The sequence below is a fragment of the Curtobacterium sp. MCBD17_028 genome, from assembly GCF_003234875.1.
In the GTDB taxonomy this organism is placed as follows: domain Bacteria; phylum Actinomycetota; class Actinomycetes; order Actinomycetales; family Microbacteriaceae; genus Curtobacterium.
The window spans coordinates 25218-44144 of record NZ_QKTQ01000007.1 but is presented as its reverse complement, the minus strand read 5'-3'; the positions used below and the strand labels follow the sequence as shown (position 1 = coordinate 44144).

17 protein-coding genes are annotated in these 18927 nt (G+C 72.3%); 13 read left to right on the top strand and 4 right to left on the bottom strand.

The features are described 5' to 3' along the window. Window positions 1-25: 25 nt before the first annotated feature. From DEI86_RS10110 to DEI86_RS10095, 4 genes are all read left to right on the top strand, one after another. On the top strand, window positions 26-1378 hold the full coding sequence (locus DEI86_RS10110) for a SufS family cysteine desulfurase (RefSeq protein WP_111049453.1): 1353 nt from the start codon (window positions 26-28) through the stop codon (window positions 1376-1378). Next, window positions 1375-1824, top strand: a complete 450-nt coding sequence (gene sufU / locus DEI86_RS10105) for a Fe-S cluster assembly sulfur transfer protein SufU (protein ID WP_111049452.1) — start codon at window positions 1375-1377, stop codon at window positions 1822-1824. Before DEI86_RS10110 ends, sufU begins: the two co-directional genes overlap by 4 nt. 84 nt (window positions 1825-1908) lie before the next feature. After that, window positions 1909-3312: an LLM class flavin-dependent oxidoreductase gene (locus tag DEI86_RS10100; RefSeq protein ID WP_258376511.1), complete on the top strand. Its 1404-nt coding sequence runs from the start codon at window positions 1909-1911 to the stop codon at window positions 3310-3312. A gap of 120 nt (window positions 3313-3432) precedes the next feature. Beyond that, complete coding sequence (locus tag DEI86_RS10095; protein ID WP_181439753.1) at window positions 3433-4737, top strand: FAD/NAD(P)-binding protein; 1305 nt, start codon at window positions 3433-3435, stop codon at window positions 4735-4737. A gap of 9 nt (window positions 4738-4746) precedes the next feature. On the opposite strand, the gene DEI86_RS10090 is transcribed toward DEI86_RS10095, so the two are convergent. Continuing rightward, entirely contained in the window at window positions 4747-5799 is a 1053-nt protein-coding gene (locus tag DEI86_RS10090) for an LLM class flavin-dependent oxidoreductase (protein WP_111035578.1), read from the bottom strand. Window positions 5800-5825: 26 nt separating this feature from the next. Further along, entirely contained in the window at window positions 5826-7130 is a 1305-nt protein-coding gene (locus DEI86_RS10085; RefSeq protein WP_111049450.1) for an O-acetylhomoserine aminocarboxypropyltransferase/cysteine synthase family protein, read from the bottom strand. A 122-nt stretch (window positions 7131-7252) separates the two neighbouring features. Between DEI86_RS10085 and DEI86_RS10080 the strand changes: the two genes are divergently transcribed. The 8 genes from DEI86_RS10080 (at window position 7253) to DEI86_RS10045 (ending at window position 16055) form a co-directional block, all read left to right on the top strand. Continuing rightward, window positions 7253-7972: an alpha/beta hydrolase gene (locus DEI86_RS10080; RefSeq protein ID WP_111049515.1), complete on the top strand. Its 720-nt coding sequence runs from the start codon at window positions 7253-7255 to the stop codon at window positions 7970-7972. Between the two features lie 150 nt (window positions 7973-8122). Continuing rightward, entirely contained in the window at window positions 8123-9529 is a 1407-nt protein-coding gene (locus tag DEI86_RS10075; RefSeq protein ID WP_111049449.1) for an NtaA/DmoA family FMN-dependent monooxygenase, read from the top strand. A gap of 28 nt (window positions 9530-9557) precedes the next feature. After that, window positions 9558-11123, top strand: a complete 1566-nt coding sequence (locus DEI86_RS10070) for an ABC transporter substrate-binding protein (RefSeq protein WP_111013809.1) — start codon at window positions 9558-9560, stop codon at window positions 11121-11123. Between the two features lies 1 nt (window position 11124). Further along, window positions 11125-12156 (top strand): ABC transporter permease, encoded by a 1032-nt coding sequence (locus DEI86_RS10065; protein WP_111049448.1) that lies wholly within the window; start codon window positions 11125-11127, stop codon window positions 12154-12156. Between the two features lies 1 nt (window position 12157). Continuing rightward, window positions 12158-13066, top strand: a complete 909-nt coding sequence (locus DEI86_RS10060) for an ABC transporter permease (protein ID WP_111049447.1) — start codon at window positions 12158-12160, stop codon at window positions 13064-13066. Beyond that, window positions 13066-14019, top strand: a complete 954-nt coding sequence (locus tag DEI86_RS10055) for an ABC transporter ATP-binding protein (protein WP_111035582.1) — start codon at window positions 13066-13068, stop codon at window positions 14017-14019. The genes DEI86_RS10060 and DEI86_RS10055 overlap by 1 nt, the downstream gene beginning before the upstream one ends. Beyond that, window positions 14016-14897, top strand: a complete 882-nt coding sequence (locus tag DEI86_RS10050; RefSeq protein WP_111035583.1) for an ABC transporter ATP-binding protein — start codon at window positions 14016-14018, stop codon at window positions 14895-14897. Before DEI86_RS10055 ends, DEI86_RS10050 begins: the two co-directional genes overlap by 4 nt. A 117-nt stretch (window positions 14898-15014) precedes the next feature. Continuing rightward, window positions 15015-16055 carry a dipeptidase gene (locus DEI86_RS10045; protein WP_111049446.1) on the top strand — a complete coding sequence of 347 codons (1041 nt, stop codon included), beginning with the start codon at window positions 15015-15017 and terminating at the stop codon, window positions 16053-16055. Between the two features lie 60 nt (window positions 16056-16115). On the opposite strand, the gene DEI86_RS10040 is transcribed toward DEI86_RS10045, so the two are convergent. Both DEI86_RS10040 and DEI86_RS10035 read right to left on the bottom strand, forming a co-directional pair. Further along, window positions 16116-17198, bottom strand: a complete 1083-nt coding sequence (locus DEI86_RS10040) for a spore photoproduct lyase family protein (RefSeq protein WP_111035585.1) — start codon at window positions 17196-17198, stop codon at window positions 16116-16118. 51 nt (window positions 17199-17249) lie between these two features. After that, complete coding sequence (locus DEI86_RS10035; protein WP_111049514.1) at window positions 17250-18212, bottom strand: zinc-binding dehydrogenase; 963 nt, start codon at window positions 18210-18212, stop codon at window positions 17250-17252. Window positions 18213-18308: 96 nt separating this feature from the next. On the opposite strand from DEI86_RS10035, the gene DEI86_RS10030 reads away from it, so the two are divergent. Continuing rightward, window positions 18309-18923, top strand: coding sequence for a TetR/AcrR family transcriptional regulator (locus tag DEI86_RS10030; RefSeq protein ID WP_111049445.1), 615 nt, complete (start codon window positions 18309-18311; stop codon window positions 18921-18923). Window positions 18924-18927: the final 4 nt, after the last annotated feature.

The window sequence follows — 18927 nt, the reverse complement described above, 5'->3', positions numbered from 1 at the left end:
CGGGCGCCAGGAGGACCGCACCACCGTGACGACGACCGTGACCACCGCCCCGCTCACCGACGCCGAGGTCCGCGCCATCCGCGCCGACTTCCCGATCCTCGGTCAGGAGGTCGGCGGCGTCCCGCTCGTGTACCTCGACTCCGGTGCGACCGCGCAACGGCCGTCGCAGGTGCTCGACGCCGAACGGCGGTTCCTCGAGACGAGCAACAGCGCCGTCCACCGCGGAGCACACACGCTCGCCGCGCTCGCCACCGACGCGTACGAGGAGGCCCGGGCGACCGTCGCCGGGTTCATCGGCGCCGCTGCCGCGACCGAGGTCGTGTGGACCGCGAACGCCACCGACGCGCTCAACCTCGTCGCGTACGGCATGGGCAACGCGAGCCGAGGACGGGGCGGGCCCGCGGCCGAGCGCTTCCGGCTCACCGTCGGCGACGAGATCGTCGTCACGGAGGCCGAACACCACGCCGACCTCGTGCCGTGGCAGGAGCTCGCCGCCGCGACCGGGGCGACGCTCCGCTGGGTCCCCGTCGACGACGACGGTTGCTGGACCGCCGAGGACGCCGCCGCCGTGATCGGCCCGCGGACCCGGGTCGTCGCGTTCGCGCACGTGTCGAACGTCACCGGGATGATCGCGCCCGTCGAGCAGGTCGTCGCGCTCGCCCACGGCGTCGGCGCCGTCGTCGTGCTCGACGCCTGTCAGTCCGCACCCCACCGGCCGCTCGACGTCGGCGCCCTCGGGGTCGACTTCGCCGCGTTCTCCGGGCACAAGATGCTCGGCCCGAACGGCATCGGGGTGCTCTGGGGACGCCAGGAACTCCTCGACGCGCTGCCGCCGTTCCGCACGGGTGGGTCGATGATCACGACGGTCACGATGGAGCACACCGAGTTCATGCCCGCGCCCGAGCGGTTCGAGGCCGGGACGCAGCCGGTGTCGCAGGCCGTCGCGCTCGCCGAGGCCGTCCGCTACCTGCAGGGCATCGGGATGGAGCGCGTGCGCGAGCACGAGGAGGCCCTCGCCCAGCGCCTCGTCGGAGGACTCACCGCGATCCCGGGCGTCCGCGTCGTCGGGCCCGGGGTGGGCGTCCCGCGGTCGGGACTGGCGGCGTTCGACGTCGACGGGGTCCACGCGCACGACGTGTCGCAGGTGCTCGACGCGCAGGGGTTCGCCGTCCGCGCCGGGCACCACTGCGCGCAGCCGCTGCACCGCCGACTCGGCCTCGTGGCCACGAGCCGTGCGAGCACGTACGTGTACACGACCGAGGACGAGGTCGACCGGTTCCTCGAGGCCGTCGCGGGCGTCCGCGCGTACTTCGGGCTGTCGGACGCCGACGCCCGGGCGGACGCCGGCGCGCCGGTCGAGGTCGGAGTGGACCGATGAGCGACGCGCTCGCGGGGCTCTACCAGCAGGTCATCCTCGACCACGCGAAGGCCCGCACCGGCGAGGGTCCGCTGCCCGACGCGGACGCCGAGCACCACGAGCGGAACCCCACGTGCGGAGACGAGATCACCGTGCGGATCCGGCTCGAGCCCGGTACCGACCGCATCGCCGACCTCCGCTGGCAGGGCGCCGGGTGCTCGATCTCGATGGCATCGGCGTCCGTCCTCGCCGAGATGGCGCCGGGCCGGACCGTCGCGGAGTTCACGGCGCTCGCCGACGCGTTCCGGACCATGCTGCGGTCGCGGGGCGTGGGTGAGCCCGACGAGGAACTGCTCGGCGACGCGGTCGCGTTCCAGGGGGTCGCGAAGTTCGTCATGCGGGTCAAGTGCGCGATGCTCGCCTGGGTGGCCACCGAGGCGTCCGCGGAGCTGGCCGTGGCGCGCTGACCCGACCCGTCCCTCCCGGTCGGCCCCCGTCACACGAGGTCACACACCCGGCAGCGGGGTCGGGGGCGGCCGTAGCGTCGGAGCGTGACCGAACTCCAGGACGTCCGACGGATCCGCTTCAACGCGTTCGACATGAACTGCGTCGCGCACCAGTCCTCCGGGCTGTGGCGCCATCCGCGTGATCGTTCCCGCCACTACAACGACCTCTCCTACTGGACCGACCTGGCACGGCTGCTCGAGTCCGGGGACTTCGACGGGATCTTCATCGCCGACGTGCTCGGCACGTACGACGTGTACGGCGGATCGAACGAGGCCGCATTACGGACGGGGTCGCAGGTCCCCGTGAACGACCCGATGCTCCTGGTGTCGGCGATGGCGTCCGTCACCGAGCGCCTCGGCTTCGGCATCACCGCGGGGACGGCCTACGAGCACCCGTACCCGTTCGCCCGACGCATGTCGACGCTCGACCACCTGACGAAGGGTCGGATCGGCTGGAACGTCGTGACCGGGTACCTGCCGAGTGCGGCGCGGAACATGGGACAGACGGACCAGCTCGCGCACGACGACCGCTACGACGTCGCCGACGAGTACCTCGAGGTCCTCTACAAGCTGTGGGAGGGCTCCTGGGAGGACGACGCGGTGGTCGCCGACGTCGAGACCGGCGTCTTCACCGACCCCGCGAAGGTGCACCCGATCGAGCACCACGGCCGGCACTTCGACGTGCCGGGCATCCACCTGTCCGAACCGTCGGTGCAGCGATCGCCCGTGATCTACCAGGCCGGTGCGTCCCCCAGGGGGATCCGGTTCGCGGCCGAGCACGCCGAGGCGATCTTCGTCGGCGCGCCGACGATCCCGCAGCTCGCGGCCACCGTGGGCAAGATCCGGGACGCACTGGAGGCGGCGGGTCGCGACCGGTACGCCGCGCGCGTCTACACCCTGCTGACGGTGATCACCGACGCCACGGACGAACTCGCACGGGCGAAGTACGCGGACTACCTGTCCTACGCGTCCGAGGTCGGCGCCCTCGTGCTCAACTCCGGGTGGATGGGCGTCGACCTGGCGCAGTACGACCTCGACGAGCCGCTCGGCAACATCGAGTCGAACGCGATCCAGTCCGCGGCCGCGAACCTCTCGGCCGCGACCGGCGAGGACGGTTCGACGTGGACCGTCCGGGACATCGCGCGACGGACCGCGATCGGTGGGCTGGGGCCCGTCGAGGTGGGCAGCGGCGCGACGATCGCGGACCGCCTCCAGGAGATCGTGCGCGAGACCGACGTCGACGGCTTCAACCTCGCGTACGCGGTCACCCCCGGGACCTGGGAGGACGTCGTCGAGTTCGTCGTGCCCGAGCTCCGGGCCCGCGGGGCCTATCCGGAGGCATCCGGAGCGGGGTCGTTGCGCGACAAGCTGTTCGGTCGGGGCGACCGGCTGCCGGACGAGCACCGTGGCGCGTCCCACCGGGTGGGAGCGCGGACGGCAGCCGTGTGAGTGCGTCGACACCGCCTCGACGAGCGCCCTCCGCGTGCACGCATCGGGCTCTTGTGGTGCACCCGCTAGCGTCGAGGTGAGCACGCCGACGGACAGCGCGTGCCGGACAGGAGCGTGCTCGTGAGTGGAACAGGGACGTCGGTCGTCGTCATCGGAGGCGGGGCGAGCGCCGTGTACGTCACGGTCGCGCTCCGCGAGCGCGCCGGAGCGCGGGACCTGCCCGCACCGGACGTCACGATCGTCGCCCGTGAGACGCCGGTCGGCCGGGGGCTGGCGTACGGGCACGCCGAGGCGCACCACCGGCTCAACAGCCCTGCGGGCAAGATGAGCGTCTCCGCGGGCGACGCTGCGCACTTCGTCCGGTGGTGCGCCGACCACGGGTACGACGTCGCGCCGGGGGACTACGTCGAGCGCCGGCTGTTCGGTGACTACCTCGTCGATGTCGCGGAGCACCTCGTCGCCGACCCGGACCACCCGGTGCACGTCGTGCAGGGCGAGGCGGTGGGCTGCACGACCGACGACGACGGCGCGCACGTGGTCCTCGCGGACGGCTCGACGATCGACGCCGACGTCGCCGTCCTCGCGCTCGGGAACCCGCCGCCTGCCACCTGGCCGACGGGAGCGGCGGTCCAGATCGGCGACCCGTGGGCGTCCGGTGCGCTCGACCGTGTGCCCGACGGCTCGAGGGTCTTGCTCGTCGGGACGGGCTTGACGATGGTGGACGTCGCGACGTCGCTCGCCCGCCGGGAGGCCGGGATCACCATGACCGCGACGAGTCGCCATCTCCTGCTCCCGGCGGAGCACCTGTCGGCTCCGGTGGCGCCCGGGCCGGGCCTCGACCCGACCGTGTCGACGCTCGGCGGCCTCGCCCACGAGCTCGGCGTACAGCTCCGTGCCGCCGAGGACGCCGCCACACCGTGGCAGGCGGTGATCGACGGCATGCGCCCTCGGCTCATGGAGCACTGGACGGGGATGGACGAGGCCGACCGCCGCCGGTTCGTCGAGCACCTCGCGCGCCGGTGGGACGTCCACCGGCACCGCATGGCGCCGTCGGTCCACGCCGAGCTCCAGGGGCTCGTCGACGGCGGCGTCCTCCGGTTCGTGGCCGACGCCGACCCGTCCGGGTTCGACGCCGTCGTGTTCTGCACCGGCCCCACCGCCGTGACGACACCCGGCTGGAGTCCCGTCGTCGATGCGTTGCTCGAGCGCGGGAGGATCCTGCCCGAGCCCCTCGGACTCGGACTGGACGCCGACTGGTCCGGCGCGGTCCGCGACGACCACGGCGACGTGGACGGGCGGCTCCTGGCGATCGGGCACGCGCTGCGCGGGGCGCTGTGGGAGACGACGGCGATCGGCGAGATCCGGATCATCGCGAACCGCGTCGCCGATCGGGCCCTCGACACGGTCGCGGCCGTCTCTGCCTGAGTGGGACTGTCAGGTCAGCGCGAGCCGGGGCGACCCCGCCTGCACGAGCGGCAGGACGTCCCGCGCGATGCGGGGGAGCTCCTCGTGGAGTGGCGACGCCTGCACGAGGAGCAGGGTCACGCCCGCGTCGGCGAACGCCAGGATCCGCTCTGCGACCTGCTCGGGCGTCCCCACGAGGTCCGGACGGAGCCCCCGCGTCCCGACGGAGTACTCGCGGCGGGACAGCTCGACGTCGAGGTTCGAGTTCGCCCGGAACTCCTCGAACGAGGCGTACCCGGGCGACGCGGGATCGACGGTGGTGATGCGCTCGAGCTCGGCGCGGGCCTCCGCCTCGGTCTCGCGCACGATGACGTAGGCCGCCATGCCGATCTCGGCGAACGGGGCGCCCTGCAACCGCTCGCGACGAGCGTTGACGTCGGCGACCTTCTCGCGGAGCTCCTCGACGGTGCCGCCGTGGGTGACGTAGGCGTCCGCGAACCCGGCGATGGACTCACGGCCGGCGTCGCTCTCGCCGCCGGCGAACACCCGCGGGGGCACGGCGGGTTTCGGCGACAAGACCGCGTCGACGACGTCGTAGAACGACCCACGTCGGGTGGCCGGGAGCTCCGTCCACAACGCCCGGAGCACGTCGACGAACTCCTCCGCCTGCTCGTACCGGCGGTCGTGCGGAGCGAACACCCCGCCGTACTGCCGGGCCTCCTCGGCCCACCACGCGGCGACGACGTTGAGCGCGAACCGATCACCGCCCGCGATGTCGGTGATCGTCGCGGCGGCCTTGGCGATGACGGTCGGCAGGTGGAACCCGGCGCGGACCGCGGTCATGACGCGGAGCCGTTCCGTCGCGGCGAGGATCGCGGTGCTGAGCGACCAGGCCTCCAACGAGGGCGCCTCCACGCCCTTCCGGTCGTTGAGGTAGAGCTCGGGCACGAGGGTGGTCGTGAACCCGAGGTCCTCTGCCTGTCGTGACACACGACGGATGTAGTCCCAGGTCGCGGGCATGCCCTCGTCGCCGACGTTGCGGAGGAACCCGCCGTAGACGGGGGTCCAGTAGCCGAGTTCCATGTCGTTCCTCCGAGGTGCTGGTCGGGTCAGTGGGCGGCGTCGAGCGCCTGCACCAGGTCGGCGACGAGGTCGTCCGGGTCCTCGAGGCCCACCGACAGCCGGATCGTCGCGTGGGACAGGCCCGCGGCGGCGAGCTGCTCGGGCGACAGGTGCCCGTGCGTGGTCGACGCGGGCGGGATGACGAGCGAGCGGACGTCGCCGATGTTCGCGACGAGGGCGAACCGCTCGAGCGCGTCGACGACCGGCGCGACGGCGTCGGGTCCGGCGGCGAGGTCGAACGAGAACACGGCGCCCGCACCGCGGGGCAGGTACCGCCGGGCCGCGTCGTGCCCGGGTGAGCCCGCGAGGCCCGGGTGGTGCACGCGGGCGACGGCCGGGTGCTCGGCCAGGACCTCCGCGATCCGCAGCGCCGACGCCGCCTGGCGGAGGACCCGGAGCTCGAGGGTCTCGACGCCCTGCAGGATCTGGAACGCGTTCCACGGCGCGAGCGACGGGCCGAGGTCGTGCACCCACTTCGTGCGGGCGAGGACGGTGTACGCGCTGCCGTTGCCGCCCGCACCCGGACCGAAACGGTTCCACAGGACGATGCCCCCGAACCGCGGGTAGGGGCCCGTGAACTGCGGCCAGCGCGCGGGGTCGGCGCCGAAGTCGAACGACCCGATGTCGACGAGCACGCCGGCGAGTGACGTCCCGTGCCCACCGAGGAACTTCGTCGCGGAGTGCACGACGACGTCGGCGCCGTGGTCGCCGGCGCGTTGCAGGGCGGGGGTGGCGAGCGTCGCGTCGACGACGAGCGGCACACCGGCCGCGTGCGCGATGTCGGCGACCTCACGCACCTGCAGCACGTCGGCGAGCGGGTTGCCGATCGTCTCGGCGAAGAACGCCCGGGTCTCGGGGCGCACGGCGTCGCGCCACGCGTCGAGGTCGTCCTGTTCGACGAACGTCACGTCGATGCCGAAGTCGATGAACCCGTCGGTCAACAGGTCGACCGTCCCGCCGTAGAGGCGTCGGGCGGCGACGACGTGACCACCGGCGCGGACGAGCGTGAGCAGCGCGACCGCGACGGCGGACTGCCCGGACGCGGTGGCGACCGCGGCGACCCCGCCCTCGAGCGCGGCGATCCGCCGTTCGAGCACGGCCACGGTCGGGTTGGCGTTGCGGCTGTACAGGTTGCCCGGTTCCTCGAGCGCGAACACCGCTCGCGCGTGCGCCGTCGACGCGAACTCGTACGCGGCGGTCTGGTAGATCGCCGGCGCCACGGCGTTCTGCGCCACGGGCGTCTGGACCCCGCCGTGGATCTGCGTCGTCGCGATCTGCTCGGTCGTCGTCATGCCCCCACCCTGGCCGGGAGGCGCGGCTCGGCACGACGAGGACGGTCACGGTCCGTAACACGGTGACGACGGACGCGTCACATCGGTGCGGTGGTCCGGCCCGGGGGTCCAGCATCGCGGCCATGACGACTGCTGACCCCATCGCGACCGCTCCGTTCCTGCGCTCCCCGACGACACCGGCGCGAGGTCGCCTCGTGGTCCTCACCGGCCGCGGTGAGCACCCCGACGTGTACGAACGGTTCGCCACCCGGATCGCGTTCGACGGGTACGCGGTCCTCGCCGTCCGGGCCGACGACCCGGCGGAGCTCGTGGCGGCGGGGACCTGGCTCGACGAACGGAGTGCCGGTCCCGCCGTGCTCGTGGGCGCTGACGCCGCGGCCGCGCGCGCGGTGCGTGCCGTCCTGGGCGGCGCGGTCCGCGTCGACGGTGTCGTGCTCGCCGGGGTCCTCACCGACGCGGCGGTGTCGGTGTCGGACGACGAGGACGAGGTGGCGGCACGGACGGCCTGCCCGGTGCACGGGGCACGGCTCCGCGACGGCGGGGTGCTCGTCGCCGGGCAGCTCACCCGTCCCGAGGCCGAGGACGTGGTGGCTCGGGCGGAGCTCGCCGCGCTGCCCGTCGCGGTGCTCGCCTTCCACGGCACCGACGACCGCGTCAGTCCGGTCGACGCCGCACTCGACGTGCTCGCTCCGGCGGTCGGGCGCACTCCGGGCGGCGTGCGCGTCGTCGAGGGCGGTCGGCACGACGTGCTCAACGACGTCACACACCGCACGGTCGCCGCGGCGGTCGTCGAGTACGTCGAGCGGCTGCGCACGCCGGAGGCGGGGATCCGCACGATCTGAGTCCGCCGGCCCAGCCCGGGCGGCGCTGTGTTGCGGTTCATGACGCGTTCATCGCCGACCTGAGGAAATTCTTACCCGTCCGCCGTACCGTCTTTGATCGAGAAGCGCGATCGGTGATCACAAGCACCGATGAGCGGGAATGGAGACACCATGACGCAGTCCACGATGAAGCTGGGGGTCGTCCTCACCGGTGCCGGCGGCCCGGGGCACCCGAAGACCTGGCTCGACGAGGACCTGCCCCTCGACTCGAGCGTCGACGTCGACTGGTACACGGAGTACGCACGCCTGGCGGAGGACGCCCGGTTCGACCTCGTGTTCATCGTCGACTCGCAGTTCATCACGCCGTCGTCGCCGCCCCACTACCTCAACCGGCTCGAGCCGCTGACGCTCCTGTCGGCGCTGGCCGCCCGGACGACGCACATCGGCCTCGTCGGCACGGCCACGACGTCGTACAACGAACCGTTCACCCTCGCGCGGCAGTTCGCGTCGCTCGACCTCATCAGCCACGGCCGGGCCGGTTGGAACGTCGTCACGACGGGTGACGGCGGGACGGCCAGGAACTACGGCCGCGACGAGCACTACGACTACGACCACCGCTACGGCCGGGCGCACGAGCACGTCGGCGTCGTCCGCGGCCTCTGGGACTCCTACGAGGACGACGCGTTCCCGCGCGACCGCGCCACCGGGCAGTTCCTCGACCCGACGAGACAGCACCGGCTCGACCACCACGGCGAGTACCTCGACGTCGAGGGCCCGCTCAACATCGTGCGATCCGAGCAAGGGCAGCCGGTGATCTTCCAGGCCGGCGACTCCGACCAGGGCCGGGACCTCGGCGCCGCGATCGGCGAGGGCGTCTTCACCCACGCGAGCTCGCTCGAGCAGGCGACGGCGTTCCGCGACGACATCCGCTCCCGCGCCACGGCGAAGGGCCGTGACGCCGACGGGGTGCTCGTCCTGCCCGGGATCCAGTGGTTCATCGGCGACACCGACGAGCACGGCCGCGAGCTCGAGCGCGCCGCGCAGGCCCGTGACTGGGACTTCGACCGCGCACTCGCCGAGTTCGGCCGCTCGTTCGGCTGGCACGACTTCTCGCAGTACGACCCCGATGCGCCGTTCCCCGCCGAGACCTCCGCACTCGGCGAGACGAGTTGGAAGACCCAGACCGACCGCATCCGCGCGCTCGTCGAGGCCGAGGGACTCACTCTCCGCCAGACGGTCGAACGGGTCAGCGCGCCGAAGCCCGGGTACTTCGTCGGCAGCGCGACGACCGTCGCCGACCGACTCGAGGAGTGGTTCCGCGGCGGGGGCACCGACGGGTTCCTGCTCCACATGGCCGCCCCGTCCCAGTTCCGCCGCTTCGTCGCCGAGGTCGTGCCGATCCTCCGCGAGCGCGGGCTGTTCCGCAGCGAGTACGAGGCCTCGACCCTCCGCGGCAACCTCGGACTGCCGATCCCCGAGAACCGGTACACCGCGGCACGGAGGACGGCGGACGGAACCGCACCGTCCCTCCCGGTCGACGCCACCCAGCAGCCGGCCACCGCCGGCGCGGCCGCCTGACCACCACCCCAACCCCCGAAGGACGTCAGTGAGAACACACCTCCGCTCCCGACCCACCTGGGCGAGGATCCTCGGACTCGGTGCCGGGGCCGTCGTCGCCGCGACGGTCCTGGCCGGATGCTCCTCCGGGTCCTCCACCGCGACCGGCAGCTCGAGCTCCGCCTCCGGGTCCGGCGCCGCCACCGGCACGCTCAACTGGGCGTCGTCGTACGGCCCGTCGAGCTGGGACCCCGTGGTCAACGGCAGTGGCGCGTCCTTCCGGATCACCGCGCTCGCCTACGCGTCCCTGACGAACACGAACACCAAGGGCGAGGCGGTGCCCGGACTCGCCAAGAGCTGGGACTACAACGCGGACGGCACGCAGGTGACGTTCCACCTGCGGAAGGGTCTGACGTTCGACGACGGCAGCGCGCTCGACTCCACCGCCGTCGCGAAGTACCTGACCCGTGCGCAGACCCAGGAGAACTCGGCACTGGTCGGCGAGGGCATCTCGGTCATCAAGTCCATCGACACCCCGAACGCGACCGACGTCGTGCTCCACCTGAGCCAGGCCGACTACCAGCTGCCGCTGGTCCTGGCGCAGCGGGTCGGGCAGATCACGAATCCCGACAAGACCACCACCGAGCTCAACGAGAAGCCCGACGGCGCGGGTCCCTTCAAGCCGGTGAGCATCGTCGCCGGCTCCAAGGCCACGTTCGTCAAGAACCCCCGCTACTGGGACGCGAAGGACATCCACATTCAGAACGTGACGGTCTCGTTCGGCGTCGACGCCTCGAGCATCGTGTCGGGTCTGCAGAGCGGGGTGTACAACTTCGCCGACCTCGCGGCGAGCCAGGTCAAGTCCGCCAAGTCCGCCGGTCTCGACGTCGTGTTCCAGCCCGGGTTCAACGCGGCCAACGTCAGCGTGAACACGACGCAGGCGCCGTTCGACGACCCGAAGGTGCTCCAGGCGGTGAACTTCGCCATCAACCGGAACCAGATCGTCAAGCAGGTCGACTTCGGCTACGGGTCCGCGACGAGTGAGCCGTTCCCGAAGGGCTACATCGCGTACGACGCCGCGTCGGCGAACGAGTACCCGTACAACCCCACGAAGGCGAAGCAGCTCCTCGCCGAGGCTGGCTACCCGAACGGCGTCACGGTGACGATGACGGTCCTCAACAACAGCGCCGAGAACGAACTCGTGCAGGCGCAGCTCAAGAAGGTGGGCATCGACGCGACGCTGAAGGTCGACCCGAACTGGGCCACCTCGTTCTTCGCCAAGAAGCTGCCGCTGTCCACCTACAGCACCACGGGCCGCGACTCGCCCATCCAGACGCTGCAGGCGCACTTCGGTGCGCAGGGCGCGCTGAACTCGTCGGGCGTCGACGCCGGCAGTGCGTTCCAGGCGGCCGTCTCGAAGGCGCTCGCGACGCCGCTCGACTCGCCCGACTACGCGGGGAACATCAAGGCGGCGACCGCCGCGGGGCTCGCCAACACGGGCCTGGTGTTCACCGACAGCGTGCCGAACATCCTCGTCAAGACGAAGGCGGTCTCGAGCATCCCGAAGATCCCGGCGTACATCACCTGGACCGGCGTGACCATCAGCGGGAGCTGACATGGCGAGCGAGATCGAGCTGCCCCGCGTCCGGAGCGTCCCCGCGCTCCGGGCGCGGTCGGCCGGCGGCCTGCACTGGAAACGGGTCGTCCTGGCGGTGCTCCGCCCCCTCGCGGTGTTCGTGCCCGTGTTCGTGTTCGGGACGTTCATCACGTTCCTGCTCGGGGCGATCACCGGCCTGAACCCCGCGTACGTGCAACTCGGCGACGCCGCCACACCGTCGGCGGTCGCCCGGCTCAACCACCAGTGGGGCCTCGACAAGCCGTTCCTCGTCCAGTACTGGACGTGGTTCACCGACCTGCTCCACGGGTCCCTCGGCACGAGCTGGCTCGACGGCATCCCGGTCTCGACGCTCATCGGTCAGCGGATCCTCATCAGCCTGTCCGTGGCGCTCGTCGCACTCGTGATCGGCGTGCTGGTCGGGGCGCTGCTCGGCGCGCTCGCGGCGGTCACCGCGACGAGCTGGGTGGACCGGACGATCACGGCGTTCACGTCGTTCATCTCGGTGATGCCCCCGTTCACCGTCGGCATCGTGCTCGTCGCCGTGTTCGCGGTCCAGCTGCACCTGCTGCCGTCCGCGGGGTTCATCCCGCTCAGCCAGGGCTTCGGACCCTGGCTGTCGCACGTGATCATGCCCGCGATCGCCCTGAGCCTCGACATGGTCGCCGGCATCGCACGGCAGCTCCGCGCGGGACTCGTGTCGGCGTACGACGAGAACTACGTGCTCGGCGCCACCGTGCACGGGCTCAGTCCGCGGCGGATCTTCTTCGTGCACGTCCTCCGGAACGGCGGCGGGCCGGCCCTCGCGCTCCTCGGACTGACGTTCCCGAACCTGCTCGGCGGTGCGGTGGTCACGGAGACCGTGTTCGGCCTGTCCGGGTACGGCGTCTTCGCGAGCACGTCCGCGCTACACGGCGACGTCCCGAGCGTGCAGGGGGTGCTCGTCGTGTCGATCGTGCTCGTCGTCGGGTTCAACCTGCTCGTCAACATCGCGCTGAACCGCATCCAGCCGTCCGCCGCGAGAGGGGTCTGACATGCTCGCTCGCCTCATCCGGCTCCCGTCGTTCTGGGTCGGCACCGGGGTCCTCGCACTCGTCGTCCTGCTCGGTGTGTTCGGCCACCTGCTCGCGCCGCACGATCCCCTGCAGGGTGGGTCGCGGCTCCTGGCGGCACCGTCGGCCGCGCATCCGCTCGGCACCGACTACCTCGGTCGCGACGTCCTGAGTCGCCTGCTCGCCGGCGCCCCGGCGAGCGTCCTCAGCGCGTTCGAGGTGGCCGCCATCGCGCTCGTCGTCGGCACGGTCCCCGGCCTGCTGTCCGTGTACCTGGGGCGCGTGTTCGAGTGGCTCAGCCTCCGCGTCGTCGACACCCTCATCGCGCTGCCGTTCCTCGTGTTCGCGGTCGCCATGACGGCCCTGCTCGGCAACGGGCTCACGCAGGCGATGTTCAGCGTCGGCATCCTGCTCGCCCCGATGTTCTACCGTGTCTCGCGCGCGGCAGCGCTGTCCGTGTCGGGCTCGCAGTTCGTCGAGGCGGCGGTGCTCAGCGGCGCGTCCACGGGCTGGGTGCTCCGGAAGCACATCGCACCGAAGGTCGTCGCGCCGGTCGGGATCGCCTTCGCGAACGCGACCGGGGTCGGACTCGTCATCGTGGCGAGCCTGACGTTCCTGGGCATCGGCGTGCAGCCACCGGCACCGACCTGGGGCGGGATGCTCGCGTCCGACCTCGGGTACCTGTCGTACCAGCCGTACGCGCCGGTGTGGCCGATCGTGCTCATCATGGCGACCGTGTGGTCCCTCAACCTGCTCGCGGACGTCCTCCGCGACGCGTCGGGCGAGTCCGGCCGCGTGATGCTCCGCAGACGCGCCCTGGAGCGAGCTCGGCGTCGCGCCCGCGGCATCGCGACCCCCGTCGCCCCCGTCGTCCGGAAGGCCGGTTCCTGATGTCCGTTCCCACGCCCCGCCCCGCTCCCACGTCCGGCGCGGCGCGCGCGTCCACCGACGGCACGGCCGGGAGGCCCGACACGACCGACACCGCCGCGCCGGTCGTCGTCGTGGACAGCCTGCGGATCCACGACCACCTGCAGGACGTCGTCGCGGTCGAGTCGGTCACGTTCTCGCTGCGCCCCGGGCAGGCGCTCGGCATCGTCGGTGAGTCCGGCAGCGGCAAGACGATCACGTGCCGCGCGCTGCTCGGCGTGCTCCCGGAGTTGTTCGAGGTCACGGCCGGCTCGGTCACGATCGACGGCCGCGACACCGCCACGCTGAGCCGGAAGGACTGGACGGCGCTCCGCGGCACGACGATCTCCGCGGTGTTCCAGGACCCCGCGACCTACCTCAACCCATCGATCCCGGTCGGGAAGCAGCTCGAGGAGATCCTCCGCGTCAAGAAGGGCGTGCCCCGGCGGCAGGCGGAGGACGCCGCGGTCGCCCTGCTCGAGGCCGTGCGCATCCGCGACCCGCACTTCGTGTTCCACCAGTACCCGTTCGAGCTGTCCGGCGGCATGCTCCAGCGCATCCTCATCGCCGCCGCGGTCGCCTGCGAACCCGCGGTGCTCATCGCCGACGAGGCCACCACGGCGCTCGACGTCACCGTGCAGGCGGAGATCCTCGACCTGCTCACCGACCTCAAGGACCGCCTCGGGCTCGCACTCATCGTCGTCTCGCACGACCTCGCGGTCGTCGCGCAGCTCTGCGGCGAGGTGCTCGTCATGCGGAACGGCGTCGTCGTGGAGCAGGGCCCCACCGAGCAGATCCTGTACCGGCCGGAGCACGAGTACACGCAGCTCCTGCTCGACGAGCACCACCGGTTCGGCCTCGAGCGGTTCCTCCGGGCCCCCGGAGACGACCCGGCGGCCAGCGTCGGCCGCGGTTCCCGGACGGAGGCCCCTGCATGAGCACCACGACCGACGCGACCGCGGGTGGCACCGCCACCCGCGCCGACGGAGCCGCCCCGGTCCTCCAGATCGAGGGTCTGCGGGTGTCGTACGGACGCGGTGCGCGGCGACAGCAGGTGATCCACGACGCCGACCTGACGATCGCACCCGGCGAGGTGGTCGGACTCATCGGCGAGACCGGGTCCGGCAAGTCGACGCTCGCGCGCGCGGTGCTCGGACTCGTGCCGGCGAGCGGGGGCCGGATCATCCTGGACGGACAGGACGTCACCCGCGCGAGCGCGAAGCAGCGGCAGGGGCTCCGCCGCTCCGGCCGGGTGCAGTACGTGTTCCAGGACCCGATGCGGAGCCTCGACCCCGGTTTCACCCTCGAGCAGTCGATCGCGGAACCCCTCGTGACGAGCGGCCGGTACGACCGGACGACCATCGCGGCGACGGTCCGCGAGTACCTGGCGAAGGTGCGGCTCGACGAGCGCCTGCTCGACCGGCTCCCCGGGCAGGTCTCCGGCGGGCAACGGCAGCGGATCGCGATCGCCCGCGCCCTGGTCACCCGACCCGGGCTGCTCATCCTCGACGAGCCGGTCAGCGCCCTCGACTCGGCGAACCGTGTGCAGATCCTCGAACTGCTCCAGGGGCTCGCCGGGCCGGACGTGTCACTGCTGTTCATCTCGCACGACCTCGGCTCCGTCGCCGGCATCACCGACCGCGTCGTCGTGCTGTATCGCGGTCGGGTGGTCGAGACGAACACGACGGACGCGATCATCAACGACCCGCAGCACCCGTACACGCAGTTGCTCGTGGGGTCCGCGCCGACGCTCGGCACCGAGGCGGCCACCCGCGCCTGGCGGGACGAGCTGCGCGCCCGCGTCGACGCCGGCTGACGCGCCGCAGGCGCACCCCGCCCGCCAGATCGCGGTCGGTGTCGTTCCGGAGCGTGCCAGAACGGCACCGATCGCGATCTCGCGGAGGGTCGTCGTGCCTCCAGTACCGTCGGCAGCATGACGGACCCGTTCGCGACCCTGCCGTTCCCCGTGATCGACGGCCACAACGACCTGCCGTGGGAGTGTCAGATGCGGCGCAGCTCGTCCGTCGAGGGCGTCGACGGCACCGCGCTCACGCTCCACACCGACCTGCCGAAGCTCCGTAGGGGCGGTGTCGTCGGCCAGTTCTGGTCCGTGTACGTCGACGTCGACGAGCCGGACCCGGTCCGCACGACGCTCCAGCAGATCGACCTGGTCCACCGCCTCATCGCCCGCTACCCGGACGACCTCCGGCTCGCGCTCACGGCCGACGACGTCCGCGCGGCCGTCTCGGCCGGACGCATCGCGAGCCTGCTCGGGGCCGAGGGCGGGCACGCGATCGGCGACGACCTCGCCGTGCTCCGGACGTTCGCGCGGCTCGGCGTCCGGTACATGACGCTGACGCACACCGCGGACACGGCCTGGGCGGACTCCGCGACGGGGGCGCGCGCGCACGGCGGCCTGACCGACCGCGGGCGCGCGGTCGTCGCCGAGATGGAACGGATCGGCATGCTCGTCGACCTCTCGCACACGAGCCCCGACACCATGCGCGACACGCTCGACGTCGCCACCGCCCCGGTGCTGTTCAGCCACTCGTCGACGACCGCGGTGAACGACCACCCGCGGAACGTCCCCGACGACGTGCTCGCCCGACTCACCGACAACGGGGGAGTCGTCATGATCACGTTCGTGCCGGCGTTCGTCTCCGCGGCCTGGGCCGCGTGGGAGGCCGCCGACCCGGCGAGCCGCCCGGCCGACGGCCCGATCGTCACCGTGGCCGACGTCGCGGACCACGTCGACCACGCACGCCAGATCGCGGGCATCGAGCACGTCGGGCTCGGGGGCGACTACGACGGCACGCCCGTCCTGCCCCCGGACCTCCGCGACGTCTCGCGGTACCCGGTGCTCGCCGACGAGCTCCGGCGGCGCGGCTGGTCGGACGACGACCTCCGCGCGCTGGCGGGCGGCAACGTGCTCCGGGTGCTCGCCGCGACGGACGCGGCGTTCGTCGGGGGCTGACGCAGCGTTCGTCGCGAACCGACGACGGACGGACGGACGGGAGGCGCGGGGCCGGGCCCGTCAGAACGCGTAGCGGACGCGGCAGTACGGCATGGTCGCGGCGAGCAGCGTCGTGAACCGGTCCACCGCAGCCCGCTTCAGCTCCCGCCGGTACCGCACGTTCACGGCGCCGTTCTCGGACACCTTCGTCTCCTGCAGTTCGGGGCGCCACAGGACGTCCTCGGCCTTGGGGTGCCAACCGAGGTTCACCCCGTGCAGACCCTCGTTGTGGGTGAGCATGATGACCTCGCACGCCAGCTGCGCCTTGGTCCGCGGGGACAGGACGTCGTCGAGGTGCTCGAACAGCGCCTGCCAGTCCTGCTCCCACGTCGGTGTGAGGATCACCGGCGAGAAGTTGAGGTGGACCTCGTACCCGGCGTCGACGAAGTCGTCGATCGCCGCGATGCGCTCGGCCATGGGTGACGTCCGGATGTCCGTGAGCTTGGCGAGCTCGGCCGGCATGAGCGAGAACCGGACCCGCGTGCGTCCCATCGGGTCCCAGTCCAACAGGTCGCGGTTGACGTACTTCGTGGCGAACGACGCCTTGGCGGTCGGCATCATGCGGAACAGGTCGACGAGGTCGTGGACGTTCGCGCTCACCAGGGCGTCGGCCGAGCAGTCCGAGTTCTCGCCGATGTCGTAGACCCAGGCCTCCGGGTCGCACTGGTTCGGCTCGACCTTCGGCCCCTGCTTGGCGACGTGGCGGGCGATGTGCCGTTGGATCTGCTCGATGTTCACGAAGGTGGTGATCGGGTTGCTGTACCCCTTGCGCCGCGGGACGTAGCAGTACGCGCACGCCATCGCGCACCCGTTCGCCGTCGACGGGGCGATGAAGTCGGCGCTGCGCCCGTTCGGACGCGTGACCAGGGACTTCTTGACGCCGAGCACGAGGGCCTCGGTCTTGATCCGAACCCACCGGCGCACGTTGGTCTCGTCGCCGTGGACCTCCGGGATCTGCCAGTGCGACGGGACCTCGACGACCTCGGCGTCCGGCCACTCGGCGACGATCTCGGCCCCGCGCGGCATCGCGAGCGCGGCCGGCTCGGCGTAGATGCGTCGGACGTCGAGGAGCTGCCGCGGGGCGGTCGTCGTGGTGCCGGTCATCGCCTCCATCGTGGCCCGGACCACCGACACGCCCAGGGCGCGCATGTGCCGTCAGGGTGTCAGGACGATCCGCCCGAAGACGCTGCCGTCGTCCATCCGCCGATGCGCCTCCGCGGCCCGTTCGAGCGGCAGCACCGTGTCGACCACCGCATGGAGTTCCCCGCGCGCGGCGGCCGCGAACGCGTCGACGCGGAACGCGTCCCGTGCCGCGGTCGGGACCGTGTCGAGGCTGAACGTCGCGAACGAGCGTGACCGCTGGAACGACCGGAGGAGCGCCGTACCGAAGTCCGCAGGGGGCATCCCCGCGACGGCGCCGACCATGACCATGCGGCCGTTCGCGGCCAACCGGTCGATGAACCGCCCGACGTCCGCTCCGCCGACGACGTCCAGGACCACGTCGAACGCATCGGGCGCCGTGGCATCGCCCGAGCCTGCGCGATCCAGGACATGGGTGGCCCCGAGCGCGCGGAGTCGCTGCCCCCGCTCCGCCGACGACGTCGTCACCGCGACGGTGCCGGCACCACCACGGACGGCGAGCTCCACCGCGGCGATGCCGATGCTCCCGGCCGCACCGCGGACGAGCACGGACGCTCCCGGCACCAGCCGGGCGTGCTCGAGCGCGAAGTGCGCGACGGGGGCGGCGCTCCCCAGGGTCACCGCGTCGGTCGAGGTGAGATCGGCCGGCAGGGCGACGACGTCCCCGATCCTCGCCACGGCCTGCTCGATGTACCCGCCCCCGCGGCCCGTGAACGCCCAGACCCGGCGGCCGATCCACGCGGTGTCGACGCCGTCGCCGACGGACGTCACGGTGCCGGCGACCTCGCTGCCCGGCACCAGGCCGCCCCCGGCTCCGCGGCCGCCGAGCGTGCCGCGCCGGATGACCGCGTCGACCCCGCCGACGCCGATCGCCTCGGTCCCGATGACGAGCTGCCCCGGTCCGGCGACCGGGGCCGGGAGGTCCGTCACCACCATCCCGTCCGGGTCGCCGAACCGCTCGATCACAACTGCACGCACGTCGTCCTCCGTTCCGAGCACCGCACCCGCGGTACGCTCGGGACGGTAGTGGACGCTCCCGTCCACTTCGCCGAAGTGGGAACCACGGGGGATCGATTGCCTCACATCCTGCGGACCGACGCCCAGGACAACCGCGACCGAGCACTCGACGCCGCGCGTGCCCTGTTCGCCGAGCGCGGCCTCGCGGTCACGATGCGCGAGGTCGCTCGACGCGCCGACATCGGGCCGGCGACCCTCTACCGCCGGTTCCCGACGAAGCAGGCGCTCATGGACGCCGCCTTCGCCGACGAGCTCCGCGCCTGTCGTGCGGCCGTCGAGGACGGCGCGGCCCATCCGGACCCGTGGCACGGCTTCTGCTCGATGGTCGTCGCGTTGGCCGTGCTCAACGCGCGGAACCGGGGCTTCACGGAAGCGATGACGGCGGCCCACCCGTCCGGCGAGGCCCTGCACACCCACCGCACGGCACTGCTCCGGATCATCGCCGATCTCGTGCGGCGGGCGCAGCTCGTCGGCGCACTGCGCATCGACGTGGGGGTCGACGATGTCGTCCTCGTGCTCATCGCCGGACGTGCCGCCCCGTCCGTGGCGACGGCCGACCGGGAGGCCGTGGCGCGGCGGTCCGCGACCCTCGTGCTCGACGCGTTCCGGGCCTCCCGGTCGAACGCGTCGCTCCCCCCGGCACCACCTGCGATCGTCGTGCCCCGCCGCTGACCGC

Excerpts from the sequence above, each read along its gene's own strand:
- sufU (WP_111049452.1), top strand. The coding sequence starts at position 1,375 with ATGAGCGACGCGCTCGCGGGGCTCTACCAGCAGGTCATCCTCGACCAC.
- DEI86_RS10090 (WP_111035578.1), bottom strand. The coding sequence starts at position 5,799 with ATGGAACTCGGCTACTGGACCCCCGTCTACGGCGGGTTCCTCCGCAAC.
- DEI86_RS10085 (WP_111049450.1), bottom strand. The coding sequence starts at position 7,130 with ATGACGACGACCGAGCAGATCGCGACGACGCAGATCCACGGCGGGGTC.
- DEI86_RS10080 (WP_111049515.1), top strand. The coding sequence starts at position 7,253 with ATGACGACTGCTGACCCCATCGCGACCGCTCCGTTCCTGCGCTCCCCG.
- DEI86_RS10075 (WP_111049449.1), top strand. The coding sequence starts at position 8,123 with ATGACGCAGTCCACGATGAAGCTGGGGGTCGTCCTCACCGGTGCCGGC.
- DEI86_RS10065 (WP_111049448.1), top strand. The coding sequence starts at position 11,125 with ATGGCGAGCGAGATCGAGCTGCCCCGCGTCCGGAGCGTCCCCGCGCTC.
- DEI86_RS10060 (WP_111049447.1), top strand. The coding sequence starts at position 12,158 with ATGCTCGCTCGCCTCATCCGGCTCCCGTCGTTCTGGGTCGGCACCGGG.
- DEI86_RS10055 (WP_111035582.1), top strand. The coding sequence starts at position 13,066 with ATGTCCGTTCCCACGCCCCGCCCCGCTCCCACGTCCGGCGCGGCGCGC.
- DEI86_RS10050 (WP_111035583.1), top strand. The coding sequence starts at position 14,016 with ATGAGCACCACGACCGACGCGACCGCGGGTGGCACCGCCACCCGCGCC.
- DEI86_RS10045 (WP_111049446.1), top strand. The coding sequence starts at position 15,015 with ATGACGGACCCGTTCGCGACCCTGCCGTTCCCCGTGATCGACGGCCAC.
- DEI86_RS10040 (WP_111035585.1), bottom strand. The coding sequence starts at position 17,198 with ATGACCGGCACCACGACGACCGCCCCGCGGCAGCTCCTCGACGTCCGA.